The 25,298-nt window shown below is 60.9% G+C and carries 14 protein-coding genes; 10 read left to right on the plus strand and 4 right to left on the minus strand.

Annotation, left to right across the window (positions count from 1 at the left end; translation table 11 throughout):
• Nucleotides 1-157: 157 nt before the first annotated feature.
• A complete protein-coding gene (locus P3C29_RS17100) occupies nt 158-1,417 on the minus strand; it encodes a serine hydrolase domain-containing protein (RefSeq protein ID WP_275964986.1) in 1,260 nt (419 codons plus the stop codon).
• 319 nt (nt 1,418-1,736) lie between these two features.
• Here P3C29_RS17100 and P3C29_RS17105 point away from each other — a divergent pair, with 319 nt between their 5' ends.
• Both P3C29_RS17105 and P3C29_RS17110 read left to right on the plus strand, forming a co-directional pair.
• Nucleotides 1,737-2,963, plus strand: a complete 1,227-nt coding sequence (locus tag P3C29_RS17105; protein ID WP_201124600.1) for an MFS transporter — start codon at nt 1,737-1,739, stop codon at nt 2,961-2,963.
• A 359-nt stretch (nt 2,964-3,322) separates the two neighbouring features.
• On the plus strand, nt 3,323-3,652 hold the full coding sequence (locus P3C29_RS17110) for a DUF6124 family protein (RefSeq protein ID WP_275964987.1): 330 nt from the start codon (nt 3,323-3,325) through the stop codon (nt 3,650-3,652).
• Between the two features lie 202 nt (nt 3,653-3,854).
• Here the strand turns inward: P3C29_RS17110 and P3C29_RS17115 are convergent, their stop codons facing one another.
• Nucleotides 3,855-4,394 (minus strand): AAA family ATPase, encoded by a 540-nt coding sequence (locus tag P3C29_RS17115; RefSeq protein WP_275964988.1) that lies wholly within the window; start codon nt 4,392-4,394, stop codon nt 3,855-3,857.
• A gap of 210 nt (nt 4,395-4,604) precedes the next feature.
• Between P3C29_RS17115 and P3C29_RS17120 the strand changes: the two genes are divergently transcribed.
• From P3C29_RS17120 to P3C29_RS17130, 3 genes are all read left to right on the plus strand, one after another.
• Nucleotides 4,605-5,225, plus strand: a complete 621-nt coding sequence (locus tag P3C29_RS17120) for a tyrosine-type recombinase/integrase (RefSeq protein WP_275964989.1) — start codon at nt 4,605-4,607, stop codon at nt 5,223-5,225.
• 371 nt (nt 5,226-5,596) lie between these two features.
• Complete coding sequence (locus P3C29_RS17125; RefSeq protein ID WP_275965013.1) at nt 5,597-7,039, plus strand: ATPase domain-containing protein; 1,443 nt, start codon at nt 5,597-5,599, stop codon at nt 7,037-7,039.
• Nucleotides 7,040-7,062: 23 nt separating this feature from the next.
• Entirely contained in the window at nt 7,063-7,425 is a 363-nt protein-coding gene (locus tag P3C29_RS17130; protein ID WP_122758059.1) for a response regulator, read from the plus strand.
• Between the two features lie 160 nt (nt 7,426-7,585).
• On the opposite strand, the gene P3C29_RS17135 is transcribed toward P3C29_RS17130, so the two are convergent.
• Both P3C29_RS17135 and P3C29_RS17140 read right to left on the minus strand, forming a co-directional pair.
• A complete protein-coding gene (locus P3C29_RS17135; RefSeq protein ID WP_275964990.1) occupies nt 7,586-11,464 on the minus strand; it encodes a YadA-like family protein in 3,879 nt (1,292 codons plus the stop codon).
• Nucleotides 11,465-12,941: 1,477 nt separating this feature from the next.
• On the minus strand, nt 12,942-17,927 hold the full coding sequence (locus tag P3C29_RS17140; RefSeq protein ID WP_275964991.1) for a YadA-like family protein: 4,986 nt from the start codon (nt 17,925-17,927) through the stop codon (nt 12,942-12,944).
• Between the two features lie 468 nt (nt 17,928-18,395).
• Here P3C29_RS17140 and P3C29_RS17145 point away from each other — a divergent pair, with 468 nt between their 5' ends.
• The 5 genes from P3C29_RS17145 to P3C29_RS17165 all read left to right on the plus strand — a co-directional run bounded on the left by P3C29_RS17145 (nt 18,396) and on the right by P3C29_RS17165 (nt 25,119).
• On the plus strand, nt 18,396-19,700 hold the full coding sequence (locus tag P3C29_RS17145) for an EAL domain-containing protein (RefSeq protein ID WP_275964992.1): 1,305 nt from the start codon (nt 18,396-18,398) through the stop codon (nt 19,698-19,700).
• 160 nt (nt 19,701-19,860) lie between these two features.
• Nucleotides 19,861-20,520, plus strand: a complete 660-nt coding sequence (locus P3C29_RS17150) for a response regulator transcription factor (protein WP_275965014.1) — start codon at nt 19,861-19,863, stop codon at nt 20,518-20,520.
• A gap of 2 nt (nt 20,521-20,522) precedes the next feature.
• Entirely contained in the window at nt 20,523-22,940 is a 2,418-nt protein-coding gene (locus tag P3C29_RS17155; RefSeq protein WP_275964993.1) for an ATP-binding protein, read from the plus strand.
• Nucleotides 22,941-23,048: 108 nt separating this feature from the next.
• Nucleotides 23,049-23,273: a hypothetical protein gene (locus P3C29_RS17160; protein ID WP_065904340.1), complete on the plus strand. Its 225-nt coding sequence runs from the start codon at nt 23,049-23,051 to the stop codon at nt 23,271-23,273.
• A gap of 349 nt (nt 23,274-23,622) precedes the next feature.
• Complete coding sequence (locus P3C29_RS17165) at nt 23,623-25,119, plus strand: methyl-accepting chemotaxis protein (protein ID WP_275964994.1); 1,497 nt, start codon at nt 23,623-23,625, stop codon at nt 25,117-25,119.
• Nucleotides 25,120-25,298 lie beyond the last annotated feature (179 nt).

Below are 25,298 nucleotides of genomic sequence, written 5' to 3' on the forward strand. Positions count from 1 at the left end.
CTTCAGCGCTGCTGCCATGAGCGCACACTCAACAATGCTACTGTTTTGACATCATCCTGTCCACGGACCGACACCCACAAAAAAAGGGACGGGTCTATTTTCAATCAAATAGACCCGTCGCCTGTTGAGCGTCCTCTTTATGGCGAGGGCAAACCGGTTACTGAAGCGCTTTGGCTACCGCGTCAAAGGCAAACATATCGTCGATCACCTTGCCACCCGTGGGTTTGGTCTGCGCCTGCCACACCACAATCACCACATTCTTGGTCGGGTTGATGTACACGTACTGCCCAAACGTACCGGCCGCGGTAAAGGCTTTATCCGCCTTGGAAGCGTCGGTCCAGCCCGGCCACCACATGGACGCAAAGTCACCGTACGCCGCGTCTGACCCCGTGGTCGCGCTGGCAAAACTCAACCAGTCCTTGGGCAATACCTGCTGCCCACCGGCCTTGCCACCGCTCAGCACGAACTGCCCAAACCGCCCGTAATCCTCCAGCGTCGCACTGATGCCGCTGCCGCCCACTTCATTGCCATGGGTGCCGTCCAGCCACCACTTGGCATCGGTTTGCATGCCATAGGGCGCCCAGATTTTCTCGCTCAGGTATTGCGTCAAAGGCTTGCCCACCGCAGCGCTCACCAGTTGCCCCAACACCTGTGTTTCACCCGTGCTGTAGTTGGTGCGGGTGCCCGGCGGCGCGGCGGTTTGCAGGCTGGCCATAAACTTGAGCAGCGACCCGGGCACTTGCTCGCTACGCAGTTTGATCAAGTGGCGTTCGTCGGAGGTCGGGTCGGTGTATTGCTCGTTCCACTTGATCCCGGAACGCATGGACAGGATCTGGCGCACCGTCACCTGGTCATAACCGCTGCCCGCCAACGCCGGCAAATAGCGAGTGACCTTGTCATCCAGGCTCTTGATGGCGCCGTCCTGCAGGGCCGCGCCCACCAGGGTCGAAGTAATGGATTTGGCCACCGACATCGACATCCACCGGGTCTCGGCGGTGTTGCCTTTTTCATAACGCTCATCAACGATCTTGCCGTCCTTGAGCACCAACAGCCCGGTGACCTTGTTGATCGCCACATAGTCATCGAGGCTGTAGCGCTTGCCCTTATAGTCAAAGGCAACCGGCCCGAGTGGCTGGCTGCTGCGAGGTAACGGGAACGGATGCCCGCCCGCCTTGATCGTGCGCGTGGGGAACAACCGGTCCGTGTTACGGAAGGTCGTCACCGCCAGCTCCTCGCTGAGCCTGCCGTCATAGATGGCCTGCACATCGCCAATCGGCTCCTGTGCATGGGGGTAAGGCTTGGCGGGATTCGGGGTGGCCGCGCTGGCGGTCAACGACAGGGCGAGCGTCGAAGCGCACAGCAACACGTTAAGCGCGCGGCGTTCAACCAGGGATGAAGGGCGATGGAGCAAGGGCATAAGCACCTCTTTATTATTGTTTGATAGGTCTTGAAACGCTGCTGCACATCAGCACCACTGACATGCCGAGGTTCAGGATGCAGCGCGGGATTTTTTCTGGCGCGCGGGATCGGGCCGGATTACGCGCGGAGTCGGGCCATGGAAAATCCGGAGGGTTTACACACACGCGAGCGCTCTGCTCAGGGCGTCTTATCGATGGGACTGATGATTACTATCGAAATGGTCGCCTATTGGCTTAACAGAACCCCTTCCTATAATCGCCTCCACTTTCTCCCTCCCGTCTGTCCGCAGGCGAAATCTCCTCCCGGAACCCGACACCATGCCAAGCGCAAGCCGGGCCCCTAGCGGCCTCCCCGAACATAATCAACAAACCGTCCTGCAACAGTGGCTGGCCATTCTCTCAGTGGCCGTGGGCGCCTTCGCCCTGGTCACCAGCGAATTCCTGCCGGTGGGCGTACTCAACGACGTCGCCGCCGACCTCGGCATCAGCGCCGGCCACGCCGGCCTGATGGTCACCCTGCCCGGCATCATGGCCGCCCTCGCCGCCCCGTTGCTGTCGGTGGGCATTGGCGCCATGGACCGCCGCTACCTGCTGATCGGCCTGACCCTGATCATGATCATCGCCAACATGGTGGTGGCCTACGCCAGCGACTTCAGCCTGCTGCTGTTCGGCCGCGTCCTGCTGGGCATCAGCATCGGCGGCTTCTGGGCCACGGCCATCGCCCTCAGCGGCCGCCTGGCGCCCAAGGGCGTGGGCGTCGCGAAAGCCACCTCGATCATCATGATGGGCGTGACCCTGGCCACCGTCCTCGGCGTGCCCGTGGGCACCTGGCTGAGCGGCCTGATGGGCTGGCGCATGACCTTCCTCGTCACCGCACTGGTGGGCATACCGGTACTGCTGGCACAGATGTTCCTGCTGCCCCGCCTCGAACCGGAAAAAGCCATCCGCGTCAGCGACCTGCCGGCCCTGTTCATCAACCCACAAGCCCGGGTCGGCCTCATCGCCGTACTGCTGATCGGCCTGGCGCACTTTGCCGCCTACACCTACGTCGCGCCCTTCTTCAAAAACAGCTCCGGCTTCGACGGCCCGACCATTGGTTCCCTGCTGCTGCTCTACGGTGTGGCCGGCGTGATGGGCAACGTCTTCGCCGGCTTCGCCGCCAACCGCAGCGTGCGCCACACCCTGCTGCTGGTCGCCCTGATGATCGGCGCCAGCACCGCCCTGTTCCCCTACTTCGCCACCGGCATGACCGGCGCCGTGATGCTGATCGCCCTGTGGGGCTTCGCCTTCGGCGCCTTCCCAGCGTGCGCGAGTATCTGGATGTTCGTGGTTGCGCCCAAGGATGTTGAACGTGGTATGCCGCTGTTCGTGGCGTTGTTCCAGGTGATCATTGCCGTGGGCTCGTTCTTTGGCGGGCAGATCGTCGACAAGATGGGCACTTCGGTGCTGTTGAGTCTGGCGACGGCGTTGGTGGGCGCTGGGTTTGTGACGGTGCTGGTGTTGGGGCGCAAGGTGAGTAATAGCCTGGCGGCTCAGCCTGCCTGAGTATGAAAAACGGGACTGATTGATTTCAGTCCCGTGGCTTGAGGCAGTGAGCACGGCACCTTGCTCCATTGCCTACAGTTGCGTCAGAATCCGCCGGCTTGTGCACCTGGGTTGGCGTCTCTAAGGTTGCTCGGTCGCTGAAACCTCAGTGATCGGGTTTAGTAGCCCTAGATTATCCGAGCAATGTGCATGAGCTTCATCTATCAGACTTCTCTGTCTGTGCTTGATGGTGGCTGTGCGCAGGGCGCCTTCGGGCGCGCCGGTCTTTGTTTGGATTCCCGGTCTACTAACCTGTGCACAGCTGCCACCCTAATCGTTTAGTAGCGAGAAGGTGGCGGCCCACATAGAGAATCCAAACAATGTTCAAGGTAACGCCGAATCCTCCGGGAACTCCCGATCTCAAACTCCACCAGGCCGCCCAGCGCGCCTTGGATCACTACCTCAATCCCTCCTCCGCCAAAACTACCCCGCCGTCGGGTGCGCTGTTCAGTGTGGCTGCGGATGCCAGCAGTGAAAGCCTGATTACCAATAGCTACGAAACCTTTGCCTCGGTCAGCGCGTTGCTGCTTGATCTGTCGGAAGAGCTGAGCGGGAAAGACCGTGATGTGGCGTTGGCGATTCACCAGCTTAGTGAGTTGGGGGTGGTGTTGATGGGGAAGCTGATGGATCGGGAGGTGCCTTGTAGCTGAAGTCGGGCGTGGCACAAGCTGTTCGACTAGCTCATTTGATTCGCTGAGGCGTTGTAGGCATCTGCAGCGGCTCAGCGACTATGATGCCGAGTGCTGCCTTCAGTTGAGTGAGTCGCCGGTCATGCTGCGCTCAATGGCGACTTTCGGCCAGAAGCGGCCGCTCGCAATCGGTAGTTTCCATACCGCAGCCGTCAGCCGTCGATCAATCTCGTGGAATCTGACCGCTCAAATAGCCAATGCTCGAAAGAAACACGTTGGTATCTCGATTAGAGCGCAGGCGAACGACGCGGCATGTTGATGGTGCCGTCGCCACCAGCCACTGCATATTCGCTCGCGCTGTTTTTTTCGTCCGCCACATAAATCTCAAAAACTCTGGCAGATTCGCCAGCAGTTCTGGGCAGTTGTCCGGCAAATCGGGCCGAGAGTTGCCGCGCTGGAGCAGCGTTCTTAGCAGCACGCGCCAAAATCGAAGCGTCGCCGAACGATCAATCCATATCAAAAGATCTGCGCGCGCTACCCGATTCTCCCAAGTAACGGAATGGCCGCCTTCGAATATCCATCGATCACGAGCCTCGACCTCGGAACAAAGGCGCGTTTTCTCGTCCCGGCTTCGTTCAACCCACCCTGGCTGCCAGTGGATAGTGTCTATATGAACGACAGGTAAGCCCGTGCGCAGACCAAGCTCACGCGCCAAAGTGCTTTTGCCCGACCCAGGTTGACCAATAATCATCACCCGCTGCATCTAAGCTCCTTCTCGCCATACGCGCTATTTTTGGGGGCGGCGATTTTACGTCAACCTCCTACTCCGTCAACAGGCAGCAAGGCAAGACTTGATTGTCGCGACGGTTCGCTTTGGGTCGATTTCTGCCTGTAGCCACCGTCAGCTTTTGGCCGGTTAGCGACCGTTGCTCTGATTAGCCATCCTTGTCCTTCCCCACGTGGAGGACTTGTCATGAACATCATTGCTACCTGCGCCCGTCAGCCCTGGAACAAAGGAAAACTGGTCGGGCAGAAAACACCACTCCGACTGAGAGATATCTGGGCCATCCGAGTAAGGCTTCAAATTGCGGAAAGAACCCGAGATCTGGCTCTTTTCGATCTGGCCATCGACAGTAAGCTTCGAGCCTGCGACTTAACCAAGCTCCGCGTGCGCGATGTCGCTCATGGCGAGCACGTATCATCACGAGCCATGGTGATGCAGCAGAAAACGCAGCGGCCTGTGCAGTTTGAGATCACTGAGCAAACACGGTCTGCTCTCGCGGCTTGGATACATCGGGCCCAGCTACGCAGCGAGGACTGCCTGTTTCCTAGCCGGCTGCATACTTCAGACCATCTATCTACTCGTCAATACGCTCGTATCGTCAAAGGCTGGGTGAAAGCCGTGGGCCTTGATCCAGCCATGTATGGCACCCACACGATGCGACGTACGAAGGCATCACTGATATATCGCAGGACGAAGAACCTGCGGGCGGTTCAGTTGCTGCTCGGCCATACGAAGCTGGAGAGCACTGTTCGATACCTGGGGATTGAGGTCGATGACGCGCTAGAGATGGCGGAACAGACTGAGGTTTGACCATGTATAGCGACGGTCGACGTCAGACCGTCGCTAACCGGCCAGAAGCGGTCGCTCACTGTCTAAGAACTAGGGGGCGTATTCACTGCTTTCAAGAAGCAGCTCCCACCAAGGTTTCCGCCCTACATGTTGTATGCAAACGCTCGGGGTTGGTTACTGCAATTGAATCACTGCAAGAATATAGGGTCATTTGCTACAAGGTTGATTTCACCACGACTTTAGAGGGAAGAAGCCAGTTAAAGGCGGCTGGAATGGGGCATCTAACTCTCTTGGACATCCATGCTTCAGGCGAGAATGGCCCCAGAGCGAAAATGGCGTTAGCATTCCGCCTCAATCGGCTTAAAAAGCTTGTTTTTTCAGATCAGGGTCGCATCGTGGAAAAGCTAAAACGCCTCGAAAGTGGAATCGAAGGGCTCGACGCTCTGCTCAAGGGAGGGCTGGTCGCAGGCGCCTCATACATAATCCAAGGACGCCCGGGGTCTGGAAAAACGATCCTCGCCAACCAACTTGGGTTCCATCATGCGAACAATGGAGGCCGAGTTCTGGTCGCCACGCTACTGGCCGAGTCACATGACCGTCTTTTTCAGTTTCTTTCTACTTTGAGCTTTTTCGACTCTTCCAAAGTCGGCGCCGAAATTCAATTTGTCAGTGCTTTTGACACCCTGGAGAACGAAGGTCTGGATGAGGTAGTAAAGCTGCTTCGGCGCGAGATAAGCCGCCAAAAAGCTACGGTGATGGTGGTAGACGGTTTGCTCAATGCGCGCTCAAAAGCCGATTCGCACATCGACACCAAGAAATTCATTTCAGAGCTGCAAGGGCACGCTGCTTTCGCGGGCTGCACCGTCCTGTTTCTTACCAGTTCCCGACTCGATGACGGCAGCCCTGAGCATACGATGGTAGATGGCGTGATTGAGATGGGTGAAGAGCTATATGGCACTCGCTCGGTTCGTCGTATTCAACTGCGTAAAACGCGCGGCAGTGGGGCAATGACAGGCCTTCACGAATGTGAGATTAACGACAACGGATTGGTGGTTTACCCTCGACTCGAAAGTCTTTACAGCCACCCGTCCGCCCCAGACAGTGCCGACATGACGCGTATTGCCAGTGGCATTGGCTCACTGGACGACATATTGGGCGGAGGCGTTTACAGTTCCAGTGTGTCTCTGGTTATTGGCCCATCCGGGATTGGTAAAACGACTCTGGGTCTCAAATTTCTGGCAGAGTCGACGGTGGATTCACCGGGACTGCATTTTGGCTTCTACGAGAGTCCACAACGGTTGCGGCTCAAAGGCCAATCACTGGGTATAGATATCAAAGGTATGGAAGACAGCGGCGCCCTGAGCATTGCCTGGCAGCCGACTACTGAAGGCCTGCTGGATGGTCTGGGCGCACGACTGCTGAGTATCGTTGAAGAAAAGGGCATTAAGCGCCTGTTCATCGACAGCCTTAGCGGTATGACACGAGTCTCAACAAATCCGGCGCGTATTACTGACTTCTTCAGCGCTCTGATGAACGAGCTGCGTTCCAGAGGCGTTACGGTATTTGCGTCCTGGGAAATGCGCGATCTTTTTGGCTCCGAGGTAAGTGCACCAAACTCTGACCTGTCCAGCATCGTCGACAACCTAATGTTGATGCGGTTCTCTGAGAATCACTCTGAACTAAGCAGGACGCTGTCCATTCTTAAAGTAAGAGACAGCTCCTACGATCCCTCTCGATTTGAGGTCGTCATTCGTGAACATGATGTTTTCCTGAAAAAGGCTTCAAGACATGAGCCCTCAGTCCCCACTGATTCATCGCCCGGTTCAATTTCTTAAGCGTTTGAGTAGGTTGAATTAACATGACCACCATCCTGGTCGTCGACGACGAGTATTTGATCGCTGATATTCTCTGCTTCGCGCTGGAGGATGAGGGGTTCATGGTGGTGACGGCTAGCAATGGTCGAAAAGGACTCGAAGTTCTTAATAGAGAACAGCCAGCATTGATCATTACCGACTTTATGATGCCGGTCATGGACGGCCTAGAATTCGCTACAGCTGTCCGAGCCCTCCCTTCCGCCAACCACTTACCGATTATCTTGATGAGCGGTGCTCAGGCACATATCGGTATGCAGAGGTCAGATTTGTTTGATGCGGTATTGGCAAAGCCATTCAATATCGATTTGATCATCGCCGAGGTTAGAAAGCTTTTAGGTTCAGAGTAGCTCGCAGCTTGAGTCGCCCCGGGTTTCGTAGACGTTTTTGGAGTCCGTTTTTTGGACGGCAGAAGCCACTCATGAGCGGCCGCTTCGGGTCGATAGCACCCGTCGTGACGGGTAGCTACTGGCCGGAAGCTACCGCTGTGCCCAATCGGCAACTAGTGCACTACCAATGATAACCAAGCCCCAACGTAAGTCCGAAATCTCCCTGCGCGGTGCCCGCACCTGTCGCACGATAGGTCCACTTCCCACCCCTGGAGCGCGCCGTCAACCCGATGGCCAAAGCGGGCTCACCTTCGTACACAGCCGTTGCCATTGCCACCATCGACTTGCCCGGCGAGGACGCAACCGGTAACCCGGCGGTGGCCATCACCGCCGCAATACCGGCGTACACGTCCTGCCGCAGGCTGCCAACGCGGCGGTCGGTATAGTCGTTGGCCTCAGTTAGCGACCGATTGGCGGCTTGGTTCGAAAGCCGAGTTGCCTGGCGGAAATTGACAGCGTCCGTGCCTTGCACAGCCTCGGCTGCATGGCTGATCTGACGCTCGGCGCCATACGCACCGACTGCCACGCTACTGGCACGTGTGGCTTGGGACCCAGCCCCCAGCGCCACGCTATTTGTCGCGTTGGCGCCTGCTTGCGAACCCAGCGCAGTACTCTGTTTCGCCTGAGCAGTGGCACCAGCACCGGTGGCGACACTGCGCTCGCCTTCAGCCTGAGTCTGTGCCCCGAGCGCAACCGATTGGCTATCCGGACGCGTGGATACGTTGTCGCCGGCTTCGCTCGCATCCACGGCAATGCCGGAAGACTGCTGGCCCAATTGCCTGGCCTGCTGATTCACTGCCTCCAGTTGGCGCCCGTTGACGGCATCGAGGCTGGTAGAACTGACCTCGCCGTCCTCAACGCCACCCACCGTGCGCGAGCCTTGGCTGCCACTGATGTCGACCTGGGCCCCATCAGCAATGCCGGCCAACTGTATGTCACGACTGACCGGATCCTGGCGGACATGCCCCACCTCACCGCTGTCCATTTGTTTGCGCAGTGTCTCGGCTTGCGCATTGATGGCATTCGATTGGTCGTCGGTAGCCACCATACGGTCATCGAGTAGACCGAATGCCTGCCCGATGGAGTCGACCTTGATCAACTGAGCCTCGGCACCGTTCTGGCCAGACTGCGTCACTGCATAGGTGGAAGGGCTCGTCGAACCGTCGGCGTTCACGTTCGCGCTGCCGCCCATGGCGGTAGCCAGGAACTGGTCATGTGCTTTAGCGGAGACCTGGATGTGCCCGAGAACCGTTTCGCCTTGGGCGATGCCTTGCAGCCTGGCGGCTGACTGGTCCGCGACCTGGCCGGCAAGAGTCGCACTGGAGTGCGCTGCGCCGGCGCCATCACGGGCAGTTGCAGCAGCGGATTGTGCGGCCTCGGCACTGCCCTTGGCCGCCTCCGCGCGGCTCTGTGCAATGGCAGCGACGCCTGTCGCACCGACGGCTACGCTTTGCGCCTGGTCAGCCATGGTTTTCCCAGCCAGGGCAACACTCTGGGCTGCCACCGCCGTGCGATCAACGTCATCCAACTGGCCCTTGTTCACCGCATCAGCCTGTGCGCTACCGGAAGCCAACCGGGCGATGCGGGCCGGCTCGCTGGCTGAACTGCGGCCTGCGTTGTAGACCCCGTCGATACCACTCCACTGCAACGTGTCATCGCGCAGGCCCTGGATGTTATCCACCAACGCGTCCAGCTCAGTGGCCTGGGTACGCACGGCATCGTTGAGCGTGGAGAGATTGCCCGCCACCGCGTGCAGCGCCTCACCTGCATTGTCGTGGCTGGTTGCAGGCTGAGCACTGCCAGCGGCTGCGATCAGGGGGATGTTATAGCCAGGTGCCGTGGGCTGGCCTTCAGCGTCCACGGTAGCGCCACCTCCGAGCAGCCGAGTGATGGTCTCGCGACCCACGCCCGCAGCGGCTTTTACCGCCGAGTCCAGGCGCTCTACCACCGTTTGCCCGCCGTCCAGGCCGCCGAGCTGAATCGCAGCCACATCAGCGGTGGACCGGGCGGCGTTGGCAGTGCCCTGGGCATTATCGGCCGTTCGCTGAGCGACCGACGCGACGCTCAACGCCGTGCCGGCTGTCGTTTGTGCTGCAGCGGCTCGATGACTTGCCTGCGTCGCTACGCCTTGCGCCTGGTCGGCGTCGGACTGCGCTACGACGGCGACACTCATCGCATCGATGCTGGCGCTGTTCGCTTGCTGTGCTGTGGTGTGGGCCGTGTCGGCCGTACGCTGTGCCGTGTTTGCCGCATCCAGAGACGCATTGGCGCGGCTCTGGGCAGCCAGGGCCTTCTGATTGACCTGCGAGGCGCTCAGCAACGCATGGTCGGCGGCGCTCTGCGCGGTCTGCGCAGCCGTCTGAGCGGTGGATGCCGCACCCAACGCAGCTTCAGCGTTGGCTTGAGTCTCCAGCGCGGCATGCTGTGTGCCGGACGCCGCGTCGGAAGCGGTGTCGGCACGGCTTTGAGCCGCCTGCGCAGAAGCATGCGCGACGGTGGCGAGGCTCAGCGCCCGGCTGGCGGTAGTGTCGGCAGCGCTGGCTGCTTCTCGTGCTGTCGACGCGACGCCCAATGCGGTATCGGCGCTGTTGCGTGCGGCCATGGCAGTGATATTCGCACTGGCAGCCGAGTCCTGCGCAGCGCCTGCAGTGTTTTGCGCGGCATCCGCAGACCGCTGCGCCTGCAAGGCTGAAGACAACGCGAGGTCGGCAGTGCCTTGGGCCCCGTCGGTGGTGGCCTGAGCGTTTTCCAGCGCGCCCAACGCGCTGTCTGCATCACGCTGGGCGACATCGGCCAGGTCTTGAGCAGAAGCGGCGGTGTCGTGAGCGTTTTTTGCGGTCCCTTGGGCATTCTGCGCATCGGTTTGCGCTGTGACGGCCGCTGCACCTGCCGTGTCAGCTGTTTGCCGGGCGGTGGCTGCCGTTGTCTGGGCGGCGGTCGCCGCGTTCAGTGCGGCGTTGGCTGAAACCTGCGCCGAGTCGACCGCGCTGTGTGCGCCCGCAGCCGTGTCCTGGGCTCTGTCAGCCATGTCCTTGGCGACCTCACCGGCACCCTGGGCGGTCGACGCGACCCCCGCAGCCCGATCGGCGATTTCACGAGCGGCAGCCGCTGCATCCTGTACCGCGTTCGCCGCGTTCAGGGTCTGGCCGGCAGTGGCTTGCGCGGTTTCAGCGGCCACGTCGGCCTCCCTGCCCACAAGCAAGGCCGCATCCGCAGCGCGCTGTGCACCATCGGCCCTCTCCTGTGCACTTGAGGCCGCAGTGGCAGCCTGGTCCGTCCGGTCTTGTGCATCCGCTGCAGCGGCCTGCGCCGAAGTGACCGCATCCGAGACGACATCAGCCGAGCGCAGGGCAGCTGTCGCGGCAGCCGCAGCCTTGTCCACGACATCTCCCACTTCCTTGACACGGATTTGCGCCGCGCTGGCCAGAGCCTGCGCCGTCGTAGCGCTGGCGTGTGCCTGCGTGGCGGCGCCTTGGGCGGTCTGGGCCGAATGCTGAGCGCTTGCGGCAGCAACGTCGGCACGCTCAGCTACCGCTTGCGCGTTGGCGGCGGTCGTACCGGCCTTGCTGGCGGCGCTTGCCGCCGCACCGGCGCTGCCCTGGGCTTGATTGGCGGCGTCAAGGGCACCCGCTGCCTCCTGGGAGGCATTGTTGGCCTGTGCCAACGATGAGTCGGCGGCATCCTTTGCCGCCAACGACACCTGATGAGCCTTGTCCACAGCAGCAGTGGCGGTGCCGGCCGCCTGTTGTGCACGCAAGGCGCTGCTTTCAACGCTGTCCAACTGACCTTTGTTGACAGCATCCGTTACCGCCACGCCGGCAGCCATATTGATAATCGACGTGGGCACGCCAGCGTCCCTGTCGGCGTCATACGCACCCGTCTGGGGGTTCCAGTAGAACCTCCTGGTCGCCCTCAACACCTGGGATTTTTCCGAGATGTCCATGACGGAATCGAACACTTCACCCATGCGGTCATCAGTGACGTTGTGCGCTTTGTCCAAGGCCGCCAGAGCCCCCAACAGCGTGGTGGGCGGCGGTGTTCCCGTGGCAAGGCTGGTCAGTACAAGAGGTGTCGGTACTATCCGATTGCCCTGGGCGAGCGGGCCGGTTCCCAAGGCCTGTGCCATCGATTCACCGGCCGTGGTCTCACGTGTTCCAAGACGGCGGATCGCCTCATATCCCGAGAACAACTGGGCACCGTTAATGGCATCGGTACTTGTGGCGTTCACCGTGCCAGGTGCTACAAAAATCCACTGGCGTAAGCGTGCCAAGCTGCCACTGCTGACCGTACCGACAGCGCTGTTACGGTCGAAGGAGTAGGCGTGCCCGTTAAGGGTCACGGGGGCGACATCCCGTAGATCGTCAGTGGCCGAGAAACTGCCGAGTGCGACACCCGCACTCTGGGGGGCTTGGGCGCTGTAGCCGAACGCCAGGCTTTCGACGTTGGAAGCGCTCGAGCTCCTGCCGATCGCAACCGAGTTATCCCCTCGCGATACCGCGAATCGCCCGCCGGCAAATGAGTTCGCACCGCCAGCCTGTGCGCTGGCACCGAGTGTAGTGGCGTACGCACCTGAAGCCGTGGACGCCGAACCAAACGCGGTACTGAACGTATTGGAGGACAGCGCCGTATTGCCGAACGACAGCGCATACGGATTTTGTGCCTTGGCGGAAAGGCCGAAGGCCATGGTCCAGGCGGCGGTGCTCTGGGCGCCGCGGCCAAAGACAAAGCCGCCATCAGTGGCTAGCGGGTTACCACCCTCCGTGCCTGACTGGCCTATCGCAATGCTGCCGTTTGCACCGCCTAACATCAGCCGCCCGCTGTTGATATACAACTCCCCGCCCAAGGAAAGCGAGGTTGCACCAACACCCGGTACCCCTGACGGGCGATAGAACAACACGCTTTCGGTTTGGCCACTCTTGGCGCTCGAATCGCATCGCGTCGATTGACCCTCCTTGAAACTCACGTTTTCGTTCAAATAGGCTCTGTCGGCCCCAGCCCCTGAAATGTAAATACTCTGGGGATCATTGAGGCTGACGCATTCGCCGCTGTCATTCGCGTTGATGTGTATACCGTTGCCTGCACGGGCATCAGACACGCCCAGCAGCGCCGAAACACCGGTAAGTGTCAGCAGGCCGAAGATCGGCCAACCGCGCGATGTCACCGCAAACTCGGGGCAGTAGAAGGTGCGAATGAGGGAACGAAGTGGATTGAGCGGAACAGCATGCAGACAAGCGACCTGCGAATCGAAACGCAATGTGACTTTCACGATGACTTACCTGAGACATTGACGGATGCGTCGAACCGAAACAAGGCACCAGCAATCCGATGGCTGAAACGGGTTCCACGAGTGGTAGCCGCTGCGACAGCGGGCATTGATTACTGAGGGTTATTGTGGGCAGCGAAGCTGCCGGGGAATATCGGACTGCTCCTAAATCGGCAGGCCGAAGGCCAGGCCTTCGAACTGCCGATATCAGGCCCTACCATTCGTAACCCACCCCGACCGCCAGCCCTACACTTCCCTGGGCACTGCCCGAACCATTGGCCTTGTAAGCCCACCGGCCATCTTCGGTGCGACCCGAGAGGCCGACGGCCAAGGCTGACTGCCCCTCGTAGACCGACGTCCCCATGGCCACCATGCTCCTGCCCGGTGTCGACGCCACAGGTAAGGCTGCCATGGCCATCGCTGACGCGATGCCGGCGTAGGCATCCTGACGCACTGCACTGATCTGGCTGTCGGTATAGGCGTTGGCCTGTCGTAGGGTACGGTCAGCGGCCTGGTTGGAGATCTGCGTGGCCTGGCCGAGATTGACGACATCAGTCGCCTCGCTGGCGGCTGCTACGTTGGTGATTTGCCGCTCCGCCCCCGGCGCGCCCACTGAGACGGTATTCGCCCGCTGGGCCTGGGAGCCGGCACCAAGCGCGACGCTGCCTGGCGCATCGGCCTTGGCATCTGCCCCCAGTGCGGTGCTGCGAGGCGCTTGGGCCACGGCACCTGCCCCCACCGCAACGCTGCGCTCGCTGCCGGCCTGGGCGTTGGCCCCGACAGCCACGGCCTTGCTACCCGGCGTCACCGTTGCCTTTTCATTGCCTTGGGTGTCAACGGCGATGCCAGAGGCTCGTTGCGTCAACTGCTTGACCTGCCGGTCGACGGCGTCGAGTTGTCGGCCATTGACGACATCGGTGCTGTCGGCGCTCAAGGCACCCTCCTTCACACCCGTCAGAACGCGAGGTCCCTGCGTACCCGTGAGATCAACACGAACGCCATCAGTATCCCGCGCCACCTGAATATCCCGGCTGAGAGAGTCCTGGCGAACCAGGCCGACCTGACCGGTGCTCACCTGCTCGCGCAAGCTGCCCACATCCACCGTGGCTTTGTCAGTCTTGGCGTTGACCGCATTCAGTGACGCGTCAAGCGCCCCGATCGCCTCCCCGACGTCACCCACTTGGACCTGGCCAATGGGGCCGCGCTCCTGGTCGATCCGGGTCACATCGTAGGCTGGTGCTTTCACGGAACCATCCGCGTTGACAGCGGCGCCACCGCCCAGTGCGTCAGCCAATGCCTGTCGATCCGCACGGCTCGCTGCCTGTATGCGATCAATCACGGTCTCACCCTCCCCCAACCCCTGCAGTTGTGCTGCGGCGCGCTCGGCCACCTGGCCAACCTGGCTGGCGAATGTGTGGGCGGCGTTTGCGGCCTCACGTGCATCGGCAGCAGTGCCACCAGCGGTATCGGCGGCATGTTGCGCGGCGTCAGCGGAGGTTTGGGCGAAAGCGGCAGCAACCACCGCGCCATCCGCCGTACCCTGGGCCTTCACCGCTGCCGCCCGGGCTGCGTCGGCGGCGCTGCTGGCCTGCGATGCGGTGAGCGCGGCGCTATCGAGCTGTCCCTTGTTGACGGCATCGGTTTGCGCAACACCGGCCGCCAGGTTACCGATACGTGCAGGCTCACCGCGATCAGCGCCACGACCCGCGGTATAAGCACCGCTAGACTCGTCCCACACAACGCTGTCGTCACGCAGCGCCCGGACGTCCTCATCCAAGGCACCGAGTGCCGCGCCTTGGCGGCTCACAGCGGTGTTGACCGCGCCGGCATTGCGGTCCAAAGCAGTCAGCGCATCGCCCACGTTGTCCAGGGTTTGAGGAGCGGGCTGAACGCTGCCATCGGCGTTGATCTGACTGATTGCATAGGCCGGCGCCGTCGGCTGTCCATCGGCGCCCACGGTGGAGCCTCCTCCCAATGCCTTGGCGACGAATTCACTGGCCGCACCTGCGGCGCCTCGAATAGCCGCGTCAATGCGCTGGATGACAGTCTGACCGTCGTCCAGGCCCTTGAGCTGACCAGCAGCAATGTCGGCGGTGGCCTTGGCCCCATCGGCGGTGCGTTGAGCCGCGTCCGCCCCTTGCTGGGCATTGTTTGCTGCGCCCAACGCGTTGTCGGCGCTGGCCTGTGACGTTGATGCAGCCTGCAACGCATCGCTTGCCGAGCGCCCGGCGGCGTCCGCGGTGCCCTGGGCCTTGTCTGCCGCGTTGCGCGCAGACGAGGCCGAAGCCAGGGCGGTATCGGCGGAACCCTGGGCGGCTTCAGCGGTTTTCTGCGCGCCGGAAGCCGAGCTCAATGCCGTATCCGCCGTGCCTTGGGCGGCATCTGCGGCGTGCTGCGCCTGGGCCGACGAGGCCAATGCGCTGTCAGCTGTACCCTGGGCGTTGCCCGCCGCGCTTTGCGCGCTGGCTGCAGCGACCAATGCTTCATCGGCAGTGCCCTGGGCCGTCTCGACCGCTTGGCGCGCTGTGGAGGCTGTGCTCAGTGCCTGGTCAGCGGTGGACTGGGCGGCGTCGGCGGTGCGCTGTGCCGTGGAGGCGGCACCAAGGGCGTTGTCTGCTGTACCTTGCGCGGCATTCGCGGCCTGTTGTGCGCCAGCCGCCGAACTGACGGCGGTATCCGCACGGTCCTGGGCCGATTGAGCGGCAGTCTGCGCCCCTGTCGCCGTTGCCAATGCAGAATCCGCAGTGGTTTGGGCAGCGTCGGCGGATTGCCGGGCACCATCGGAGGCGCCGAGCGCCTGACTCGCGGTGAGCTGTGCTGCATCGGCGTTTTTCTGCACCACGACGGCCTTGTCCAGCGCAGTGTTCGCGGTGCCTTGGGCCGCGTCGGCAGCCTTGTGGGAGCTGGCGGCGGCTGCCAATGCCGCGTCGGCGGAGCCCTGGGCGGCAGTAGCGGTTTCACCCGCCCGAGCAGCCGTGCCCAACGCCGTATCGGCCGTGCCTTGCGCGGCATTCGCAGCTTGTTGGGCGCTGGTGGCCGTCGTCAGCGCGGTATCGGCAGTGCCTTGGGCCGTCGCCGCGTTTTTTTGCGCTTCAGATGCCGAACTCAGTGCTGTAGTGGCTGCGCCTTGTGCGAGATCGGCCGTCTTCTGTGCGATGGCTGCAGAACCCAGAGCAGAGTTGGCGACACTCTGTGCGGTTTCGGCCGTCTGTTGTGCAGTCGCGACGGCCCCTTGGGCCCGTTCGGCTGTTCCTCGGGCGGAGTCGGCGGTTTTCTGGGCGTTAGCCGCAGAGTCCAGCGCTGCGCTGGCTGTCCCTTGCGCGACACCTGCGCTCTTTTCTGCGCTGTCGGCCTTAGCCAAAGCAGCATCGGCAGCACCCCGCGCACCGCCCGCCACCTTACGGGCATCATCAGCCCCGGCCAATGCCGAGCTCGCCTTGCCTTCTGCGGTCTCGGCAGTTCGCTGTGCCGTTGTTGCCGAATTCGCCGCCACGTTCGCCGCCGACTGCGCGGCCTCGGCCAGTTGCTGCGCACCGCTTGCCGAACCCAGTGCCGAGTTGGCAGTGCCTTGGGCGGCATCAGCTGTCGCCTGTGCGGTTGATGCGGCCCCCAGCGCGGCAGTAGCAGAGCCTTGCGCGGTGTCTGCGGCTTTCTGTGCTGCATCGGCCGAGCTGGCGGCATCCTTGGCGGTGCTCTGCGCGTTATCTGCCGTTGCCCGAGCTCCCGCCGCCGTTTGCAAGGCCGCGTCGGCCCCCTGTTGCGCTGTATTTGCCGTTTTGCGGGCGTCGGCGGCGGTGGCCTGCGCCGCGCTGGCACCGGCCAGCGCGCTACCGGCAAGGTTGTTCGCATTGTTGGCGGTACTTTCCACGGCGTCCAACTGGCCCTTGTTTACCGCGTCAGTTGCGGCCACACCTGCAGCCACATTGGCAATGCGGTTCTCAGGGCTGGCGCCTTCACTGGCCGTGTAGGCTTGCAGGTCCTTGTTCCAACGCAGGTATTTCTCGGCCATCGCCAAGCGGACTTGCTCTGCCGTTTCGTTGGCCACTTTATCAACGTCACTCAAGGCTTGCTGAGTGCCTTTATGGGCCTGATCCAAAGCTTTGATCGCCCCCACCACCGACGTCGGCTGTGCAACACCAGAACCCAAGCTTGTCAGGGAAAATGCCGGCAGCACGACCTTGCCGTCTTTGACCGCAGTGCCTGCGCCAAGCGCATCCGCCACCGACTGAGTAGACGCCAGCTCCCGGTCCCCGAGTTTCTGGATCGCATCGTAGGCGACGAACAACTGGGCGCCATTGACGCCATCGGTGCTGGTCGCGCTAACCGCCCCAGGCGCCATGTTGATCAGTTGGCGCGTCTGTTTGGTGTTACCCAGGCTGACCACGCCCATTGCCGGCGTACTGTCGACACTGTAGGCCGTGCCATTGATCGTCACCGGCGCCACCGCCTTCAGGGTTTGCGTCATGGCGCCACTGCCCAGTGCAACCCCATAATTGTGTTGTGCGCTGGCCTTGTACCCCAGGGCAACCCCTTCGTTGCTGCTGCTCGCCACGCTGGCCTCGGCGCCCACCGCAACGCTGTGGGTGCCCTCCGCGCTGGCGTCGCGACTCGCGGCAAAAGCCCCGCCGCCAATGGCCTTTGCACCGGTGCCAACAGCGGTAGCTCGTTCTCCCGCCGCCGCAGCATTTGCGCCGATAGCCGTGGCGTACTGATTCGTGGCTTCGGCTTTATACCCAAATGCATGGGCATAGTCAGCCAGGGACTTGGCCTCGAAACCCGCCGCCATGCCCCAGCCACCGTTGCCTTGGGCACCATGACCAATGGCCGCGCCGTTGATGCCAGCTTGAGTACTCTCGTTACCGATCGCCATACTGCCGCCTGGCTGCCCGAGAATAATCCGGCCACCGTTGACGTACAGTTCACCACCCAGGGTCAGTGACGTCGCCCCTACGCCAGAAACACCCCCAGGGCGGTAAAACAGTACCGAGTCGGTCTGCGAGCCCTTGGTCGCAGAGCTGCACTTATTCGAGGCCTGATCCTTGAAGATCAGGTTTTGCGCAAGATACGTCGTGGCATTGCCATCGTTGTTCTGCGGGTCGTTCAAACTTACGCACTGGCCATCCGCATTCGCGTTGATGTGCACACCATTGCCGGCATGGGCTGGTGCACCCAGCAATGCCGTTATGCCGGTCAGGGTCATGACCCCCCATATCGCCCAATCCAGTTGAGGGCGTGGGGACTGACAAGCATCAGGTGCATGGCAATAACGCATGCGAACCCAGTAGCGAATCGGATTTAACGGGGCTGATAGCAGGAACGCAAATGGCAAGACTGAACGCGACGTGACTTTCACAATAACTCACCCTGTAGCACACACATCGTCAGGTATGAGGCCTCACGAAGTGGCATTGAAGCGCAGAAGCAACAGCTGTCGGCGACAGCGTGCATGCACTCGTTCTGTAATGCCCGCACATGCTGCGAGCCGCCATGAATCGGGGTGAATTCTGTAGAGCGCTCGCAAATACCGATATCGGACTGCTCTTAAATTTCGGATCAGCGCAGACCGGAACCCGGACAGGGTTCAGCCACGATTTAGTCCCAGTCTTATATTTCTCTCACACCGCCTTTGCTCAAATGTGGCCTCACTACAACCACCGAGCATCAGCAGATGGCAGCCCAAGTCATCGTTCCCTCCGAGCGCGCCCTGCAAAGCCTGGTCATCCTGGCCAGTGACGAGCAGTACGCCCATCGCGTAGCCACGCAGCTCAACGGGAGCCCCCTTTTTCATATCGAACACATCGATTCGTTGAGCGAGTTGATGACACGCTTGCGCAAGCAGCCTGTCGACATCATCGTCGCGCAGGTTCACGCCGACCATGTCGACAGCTTGATGCTGCCGTGCTGTGTCAGCGACCTGAATGCTTCCGGGCTGCTATGCAGCATTCCGCATATCGTCTGGACCGCCCAGCCACAATCCGAGCTTGCGCTCACCCCCGGTTTACTGACCGCTGGTGTTGAGCAGGGCTGGACCCACACCCTCAATGGTGTATCAACGGCAGCCCTGGCTTCCCATGCACGCCTGGCCAGGGCTTCAGGTATTCGGGTCGAGATTGCTGTGGAGCAACAACCCGAGCAATTCCTGGCGGTAATCAGTCAACTGGCACATACCGCCCATCCGTCGCCGCGCAGTCCACACGAGGAAAAACTGGAGCAACTGCTGAATGACGATGAGGTGGTAGCGGCCCTCGCTACCGGCGAAGGATTAAGGGTGGTCTACCAGCCCCAATACGACCTGGCGACACGAACAATCGTCGGCGCGGAAGCCCTGATCCGCTGGCACCACCCACGGCATGGGGATGTGCCACCCTCGGTCCTGATCCCGATGATCAATCAGCTCGGGCTGGATCTATTGTTGTTCAGCTTTATCGAGAAGACCGTGATCGACACCCTGGGTAAGTTGAGCCGTGCAGGCATTGAAATCCCCATCGCCATTAACGCTTCAGCGCGAACGCTCTGCGCCTATGGCCTAGCCACACGGCTTGCGCAAAAGATGCATCGGGCGGGGTTGCCCTGTAAACGTCTCAAGATCGAGCTGACCGAAGACCTGGCGCCCGACAGCGAACTGGCCCTCTCAGCCTCGATCACTGCTTTGCGCGCCAAAGGCTTTCCGGTGTCCCTGGACGACTTCGGTGCCGGCGCCGCGACGCTGTCCCTGCTGTCACGGATGCCATTCGATGAGATGAAGATTGACGGTGCCTTGGTGCGTGCGGTGGGTCAGTTCGCGCATTCGTCGGAAATCATCTCGGGTATCGTCGGTCTGGCCCAGTTATTCAATATCAACCTGATCACCGAGGGTATTGAAGATACCGAGAGTATCGAGTTGCTGAGCAAGCTGGGCTGCAACACCGGGCAGGGTTTCGCCCTGGCCCGGCCCATGGAGAGCGATGTCTTCCTGAGCATGATCACCGCATAGGAATGCGTTCACGTCCATTGAACCTGTAAACGTCACCCCGGGCGTGCCGGAAACTATCACGGTACGGTTCAACGATATTTACACCTTTGCTGGAGCGGAGTTGATAGATGGTCTTTAATCGATTGATTACCCGGCTACTTTCGAGTGTCCATTGGCAACCATGAAAACCATACGCATAGCGATCCTTGATGATCATGCAGTGGTACGCCACGGCCTCGTCAGCCACCTCGCCGAAGAGTCATCCATCGAGATTGTTGGCGTCTATGAAACCAGCCGTGAATTGATACGCGGCATGGCGACAATGCCTGCCAACGTCTTGCTGCTGGACTTTGCCCTGGGACGGGATGAGCTGGACGGCGTCTCCCTGATTCGCGCCTTGCGAAGCCGCTTCCCTGACTGTCGTATCCTGGTGCTGTCGAGCCATCACGAGTCGGCCACCGTGTCGCTTGCCTTGCGTGTCGGCGCGCGAGGCTTTGTAGGTAAAGATGAGGGGCTGGGAAGCCTGGTGAAGGCGATTCGTACCGTTGCCTCGGGCGCCATCTATCTGAGTGCCGACATGTCTTACCAAGTGGCCGACGCAGCCAGGCCCGGTGAAACAGAGCAAACGCCGATCAGTGACAACGCCTTGCAGCGAGCGGCATTGTCGGCTCGGGAGCAGGAAGTGATCCGCTGCTATCTGGAAGGCATGACGGTGACGGAGATCGCCGAGAAGTTCAATCGCAGCATCAAGACCATCAGTACGCAGAAGGCCACGGCTTTTCGCAAGCTTGGGGTCACCTCCAATAACGGCTTGTTCAAGATCATGAAAACCCTGGACTAGCCATGATGATCAGGAGCCACGCTCGTTGGGTCGCCAGCCTGCTCTTGCTGATGGCTGCGACATGGGCGGGCGCCGGTGCCCTGCCGCCCGGGCTGGATCTAAGCGTTGAAGAACACGCCTGGATCGAACAGCACCCGGTATTGCGAGTTGCCGTCGTCGGCAACCTATCGCCAATCGAATACGTGGAGAACAACCGACTAAAGGGGCTGTCGGCTGAATTCCTGCAGATGATTGCCCACAAGACTGGCATGAAGATCGACTATGTTTCCGCTCACTCGATCCAGGAGCGCATAGAGCTGCTGATGACCGGTCGGGCGGACCTTATCCCCACCATCATGCTTACTGGGCCCGGTGGTAAGGATCCCCGGCTGCTGCTCACTTCAGCCTATTTGAATACCACCACGGTCATCATCACCCGAATCGGGCGCCCGCCTCTTTTCGAGGCCGAACAGCTGGACGGGCTGACCGTGACCCTGCCCATCTTCGATCGCTATAGTGATTTCCTCGCGACGAAGGCACCGGGGGCGAAATTGATCTTCGGCGGCAGCGCCCTGACCATGCTGCAGCAAGTTGCCGAAGGAACCGCTGATGCTGCGGTTGCCACCGAAGCCTATCTGCTGCCATTTCTGTATCGGCAGTTCCAGGGCCAGTTGCAGATATCCGGGGTGATCACCGGTATGGCGTCGCAATTTGGCATGGGCACTCTAAAAGACGAGCCTTTACTGCACTCAATCATCCAGAAGACGCTCGACTCGGTCACCCCTGACGAAGTTCGCGTCCTGCACGCCAATTGGCTGCGCGAGCATGCCACCCAGGACCTGCCGCTCAGGGAAGTTGTGTCCCACTACCCTCATGAGATCGCGTTAATTGTCTTGGTGGTAGTGCTATTGCTCATCACGATTTACCAAACCCAGCGCATGCGCCAGCGCGCCGAGCGCAACGAGCGGGAAAAGGCGATGTTCCTGGCAGTCATGAGCCATGAAATCCGCTCGCCGATGAACGCAGTGGTGGCTGCCGTCGAACTGTTGCGCAACACGCCGCTGGACAAGCAGCAACAGCACTTTGCCGACCTGGCCAATCACGGCGCGCAATCATTGTTAAGGCTGCTCAATGACGTGCTGGATATATCCAAGCTCGATGCGGGGCAGGTCAAGCTCGAATACGAGCCGGTGAGCATCAGCACCCTGGTGCATAACGTCGTTGATCTGCATCGCTTGCGGGCCCGGGAGAAGCATTTATCGATCTGCGTCAATGGCGAATCCCACCTGCCACTGTTGATGCTCGACAGCACACGTATTGGGCAGGTGCTGCACAACCTGCTGTCCAATGCCATCAAGTTCACCGAAATCGGCGGAGTGGAAGTTACCTATGCGATCAATGACCTGGCTGCGTCGCGCAACAAGCAGCTGCGATTGACCGTCACCGATACCGGGATCGGCCTGAGCCCGGAAAGCCAGGCGCGCCTTTTCCAGCCTTACAGCCAGGCAGCACAATCCTATAAGCACTCAGGTGGCACCGGCCTGGGGCTAGTCATCTGTCGCGACCTGCTCAAACTCATGGGCGGCACCCTCACGCTGGACAGTTCGCCGGGCAAGGGAACGCGTGTTGAATTGTCGTTGACCGCGGAGTTGGCACCGCCCGACGCGACAGAGGCTGAAACCGTGCTCCCCGCCACGACCTGGTCAGCGACATCCGCACCAAAGGCCTTGCGCATTCTGGTCGTGGAGGACACCGTCGCCAACCAGGCGGTATTGCAGGCACAGATCGAGGGCTTCGGCTGCACGCCAGTGATCGCGAGGGACGGCGCCCAGGCCGTGGATTGCTTCGAACAAGGCACCTATGACCTGATCTTGATGGACTGTGACCTGCCGGACCAGGACGGCTATTCGCTGACGCGCCTGTTCCGCATGATCGAACAGGATGCCGCGCAAACGCGCTGCCCCATCATTGCGATCTCCGCCTCTACGGGCAACCAGCATGTCGCCCGGTGCTTTGATGCCGGCATGGATGGCATCCTCAGCAAGCCGATCAGCCTTGGCAAGTTGCAGGATGCAATCGAGTTATGGTGCGGCGTGACCCTGACGTTACTGCCACACCCCTTCGCCCAACGGCAACCTGTGGGCCACCAGCAGATCCTTGAAGCATTGGAACGGGATCTACTGGCGCTGCTTGAAGGGATGGTTCTGCGCAACCTGGAACCGGCCCTCCACGCAGCCCACCGTCTTCACGGCGCAGCACTCAGTGTCGAATGGCCAGATGTGGCCCTCCAAGCGGGACAGCTGGAGGCCCTTCTCAGGACTGCCACGCCGTGGAGCGACCCAACCTACGCCACGACCTTACAGGCACTGCTTCATGGGTTTCGCTCCACGAGCTTCAGTCACCCCGTTTTCGACCCGCCCGTCCCTCCTCCGGCAGATTGAGATTCGGGTCTGTGAATTAAGAGCAGTCTGATTTGATTCACCGCCCTCCCCCCTGAAAATCGGCCTTGTCAACTAAAGACAAACTCAACCGCTCCCAAGGTTTGAATGATGGATCCTTTGCACGAGATTCAAAGACGGCAACTAAGGTTGATAGAGTCAGCCTCCGTTAACGAAGCCTGCGCCGTTGACTTGCTGAGTCTATTGCGCAAGTTGACCGCGGCCGAAGCCAGTAATGTCCTAAATATCGTCACGCTGCTGCAAAGCGAGGCGGAATTTTTGCGCGAACTTTCAAAGGAAATGGCCACGCGAGAATATGAGGCACTGATCAGTTAAACCCCTGCCACATTTTTCCATCCCGGCAGAGAAGCTGTTCAGCTCTGTCGCTCGTACCGAAGGTAGATGTGGGAACTGCCAGGGCGATTCATTGCTAACTCGTTCAAGCCTGCAGCCGCTTTTTGGATGATGGCGACAGCCTCAACATCAATCTGCTACGGGAGTTATCGAGTCGCTTTGAGTAGCGGCTTTTTGGCCGCTTCCAGCCTAAAGCCCCACCCAACAATGCCGATAACCTCCTACCACCATTCAACCTTTACTCTCCTACACCCGATTCGCTCCCCCGCATGCCCGTATGGCACGTCGCATGCTTGCCTCACCCCGGCCCGTCCACATGGAGTACGAGTGAATGCCTGCCCAAGCCCGTTTCATCGAGCACTACCGCAAAGCCGACCGCATCATGCTCGCCCTGATCTGGCTGATGGCCCTGTTCTCCCTGGGCCTGGCGTTCTGGCACGACACGCTGCTCCAAGCGCTCTTCATAGGCGGCGGCACCAGTGTGGTGCTGACCCTGGCCTATCGCGTCATCGGCGGCACTCGCCTGATGCGTTGCGCGCTGGGCGTTGGGCTGATGGTGATGGCGGCGTTGCACATCAATCAGGCCGAGGGTGTCATCGAATCGCACTTCGGTATCTTCGCGCTGCTGGCGGTGCTGACGTTCTACCGTGACTGGCTGCCTATCCTGGTGGCCGCCGTCACCATCGCGGTGCATCACGTGGTGTTCCATGCCTTGCAGCACCAGGGTTTCCCGGTGTTTGTGATGGAGCATCACGGCGGCTGGAGCATGATTTTCGTCCACGCGTTCTACGTGGTGATGGAGACGGTCGCCCTGCTCTACCTCGCGGTACACAGCCAGACCGAAGCGGTAGAGAGCCAGGAAATGCTCGAAAAGATGCTCGCCGTCACCACTCAGTTCAGCGGTGAGGCAGCCAAGGGCAACGCGGAAAAAGTCCATGTGTCCCTGGCCACCCGTTTCGACCACTTTCTGACCCAGATCACTGGGCTGATCGACGGTGTCGCCCGCGACTCCCACGGCCTCGGCCAACTCGGCCAGGAACTGGCCCACGCCAGCGGCACCCTGGAAACAGGCGCGCGCCATCAACTGGCGGAAATCGCGCAAATGACCGGTTCCATGCAGCGCATGGAGGACGCCATGGGCCATATCGCCGTGCACGTGGAGCATGCCGTCGAGCACGCGGGTCAAGCCAGCCAGCAGATCATCCGTGGCCAGGAAAGCGTCGGCCGTGCCCAGCAGGAAATCACCCAACTCGCCACCCGCCTCCACGACACCAACGAGACGGTGCAAGGGCTGGCCGTGCAGGCCGAACAGATCGGCTCGGTGCTGGAAGTCATCAACAGCATCGCCAACCAGACCAACCTGCTGGCCCTCAACGCCGCCATCGAAGCCGCCCGCGCGGGTGAGCAAGGGCGCGGGTTTGCCGTGGTCGCCGATGAGGTGCGCAGCCTGGCGCAGCGCACGGCGGTGTCGACCCAGGAGATCAAGACGATTATCGAAGGGTTGCAACACGGCAGCCGGCGGGCGGTTGAAGCCATGCACGACAGCCGCCAAGGCGTGGAGCGCTGTGTGGAAGACAGCCAGCTGGCGGTGGAGATGCTGCGGGCGGTGGGCAATGATATTTCGCAGATTGATCAGTTGAATGGGCGGATTGTGTCGACCACTCGGGAGCAATCCACGGCGAATGTGGAGATTGTGGGACGGCTGCAATCAGTGCAGAGCATTGCGCAGAATACGGCGCAGGATGTGGAGACGCTGGCCCGGAGCAGCGAGCGCTTGCCGCCGATTGCGGTGCGGCTGGATGCGCTGGGGCGCCGGTTTCATCAGTGAGTGGGAGCATGGGCCGGTGCTTGATTCAAGCCGACAAATCGGGGGCAGACCGCCATTGTTTTAAATGGGGTCTGACCCCGATTTTTCCTCAGCCGATTTACAAATGTTAACGCCTTCAAACGGCTATTAGCTTTAGGCTTTGACGCGCAAAGTCCGAATCGCCCCCATCAGCTTCAAGA

The sequence above is a fragment of the Pseudomonas sp. 1912-s genome (assembly GCF_029269205.1).
GTDB lineage: Bacteria > Pseudomonadota > Gammaproteobacteria > Pseudomonadales > Pseudomonadaceae > Aquipseudomonas.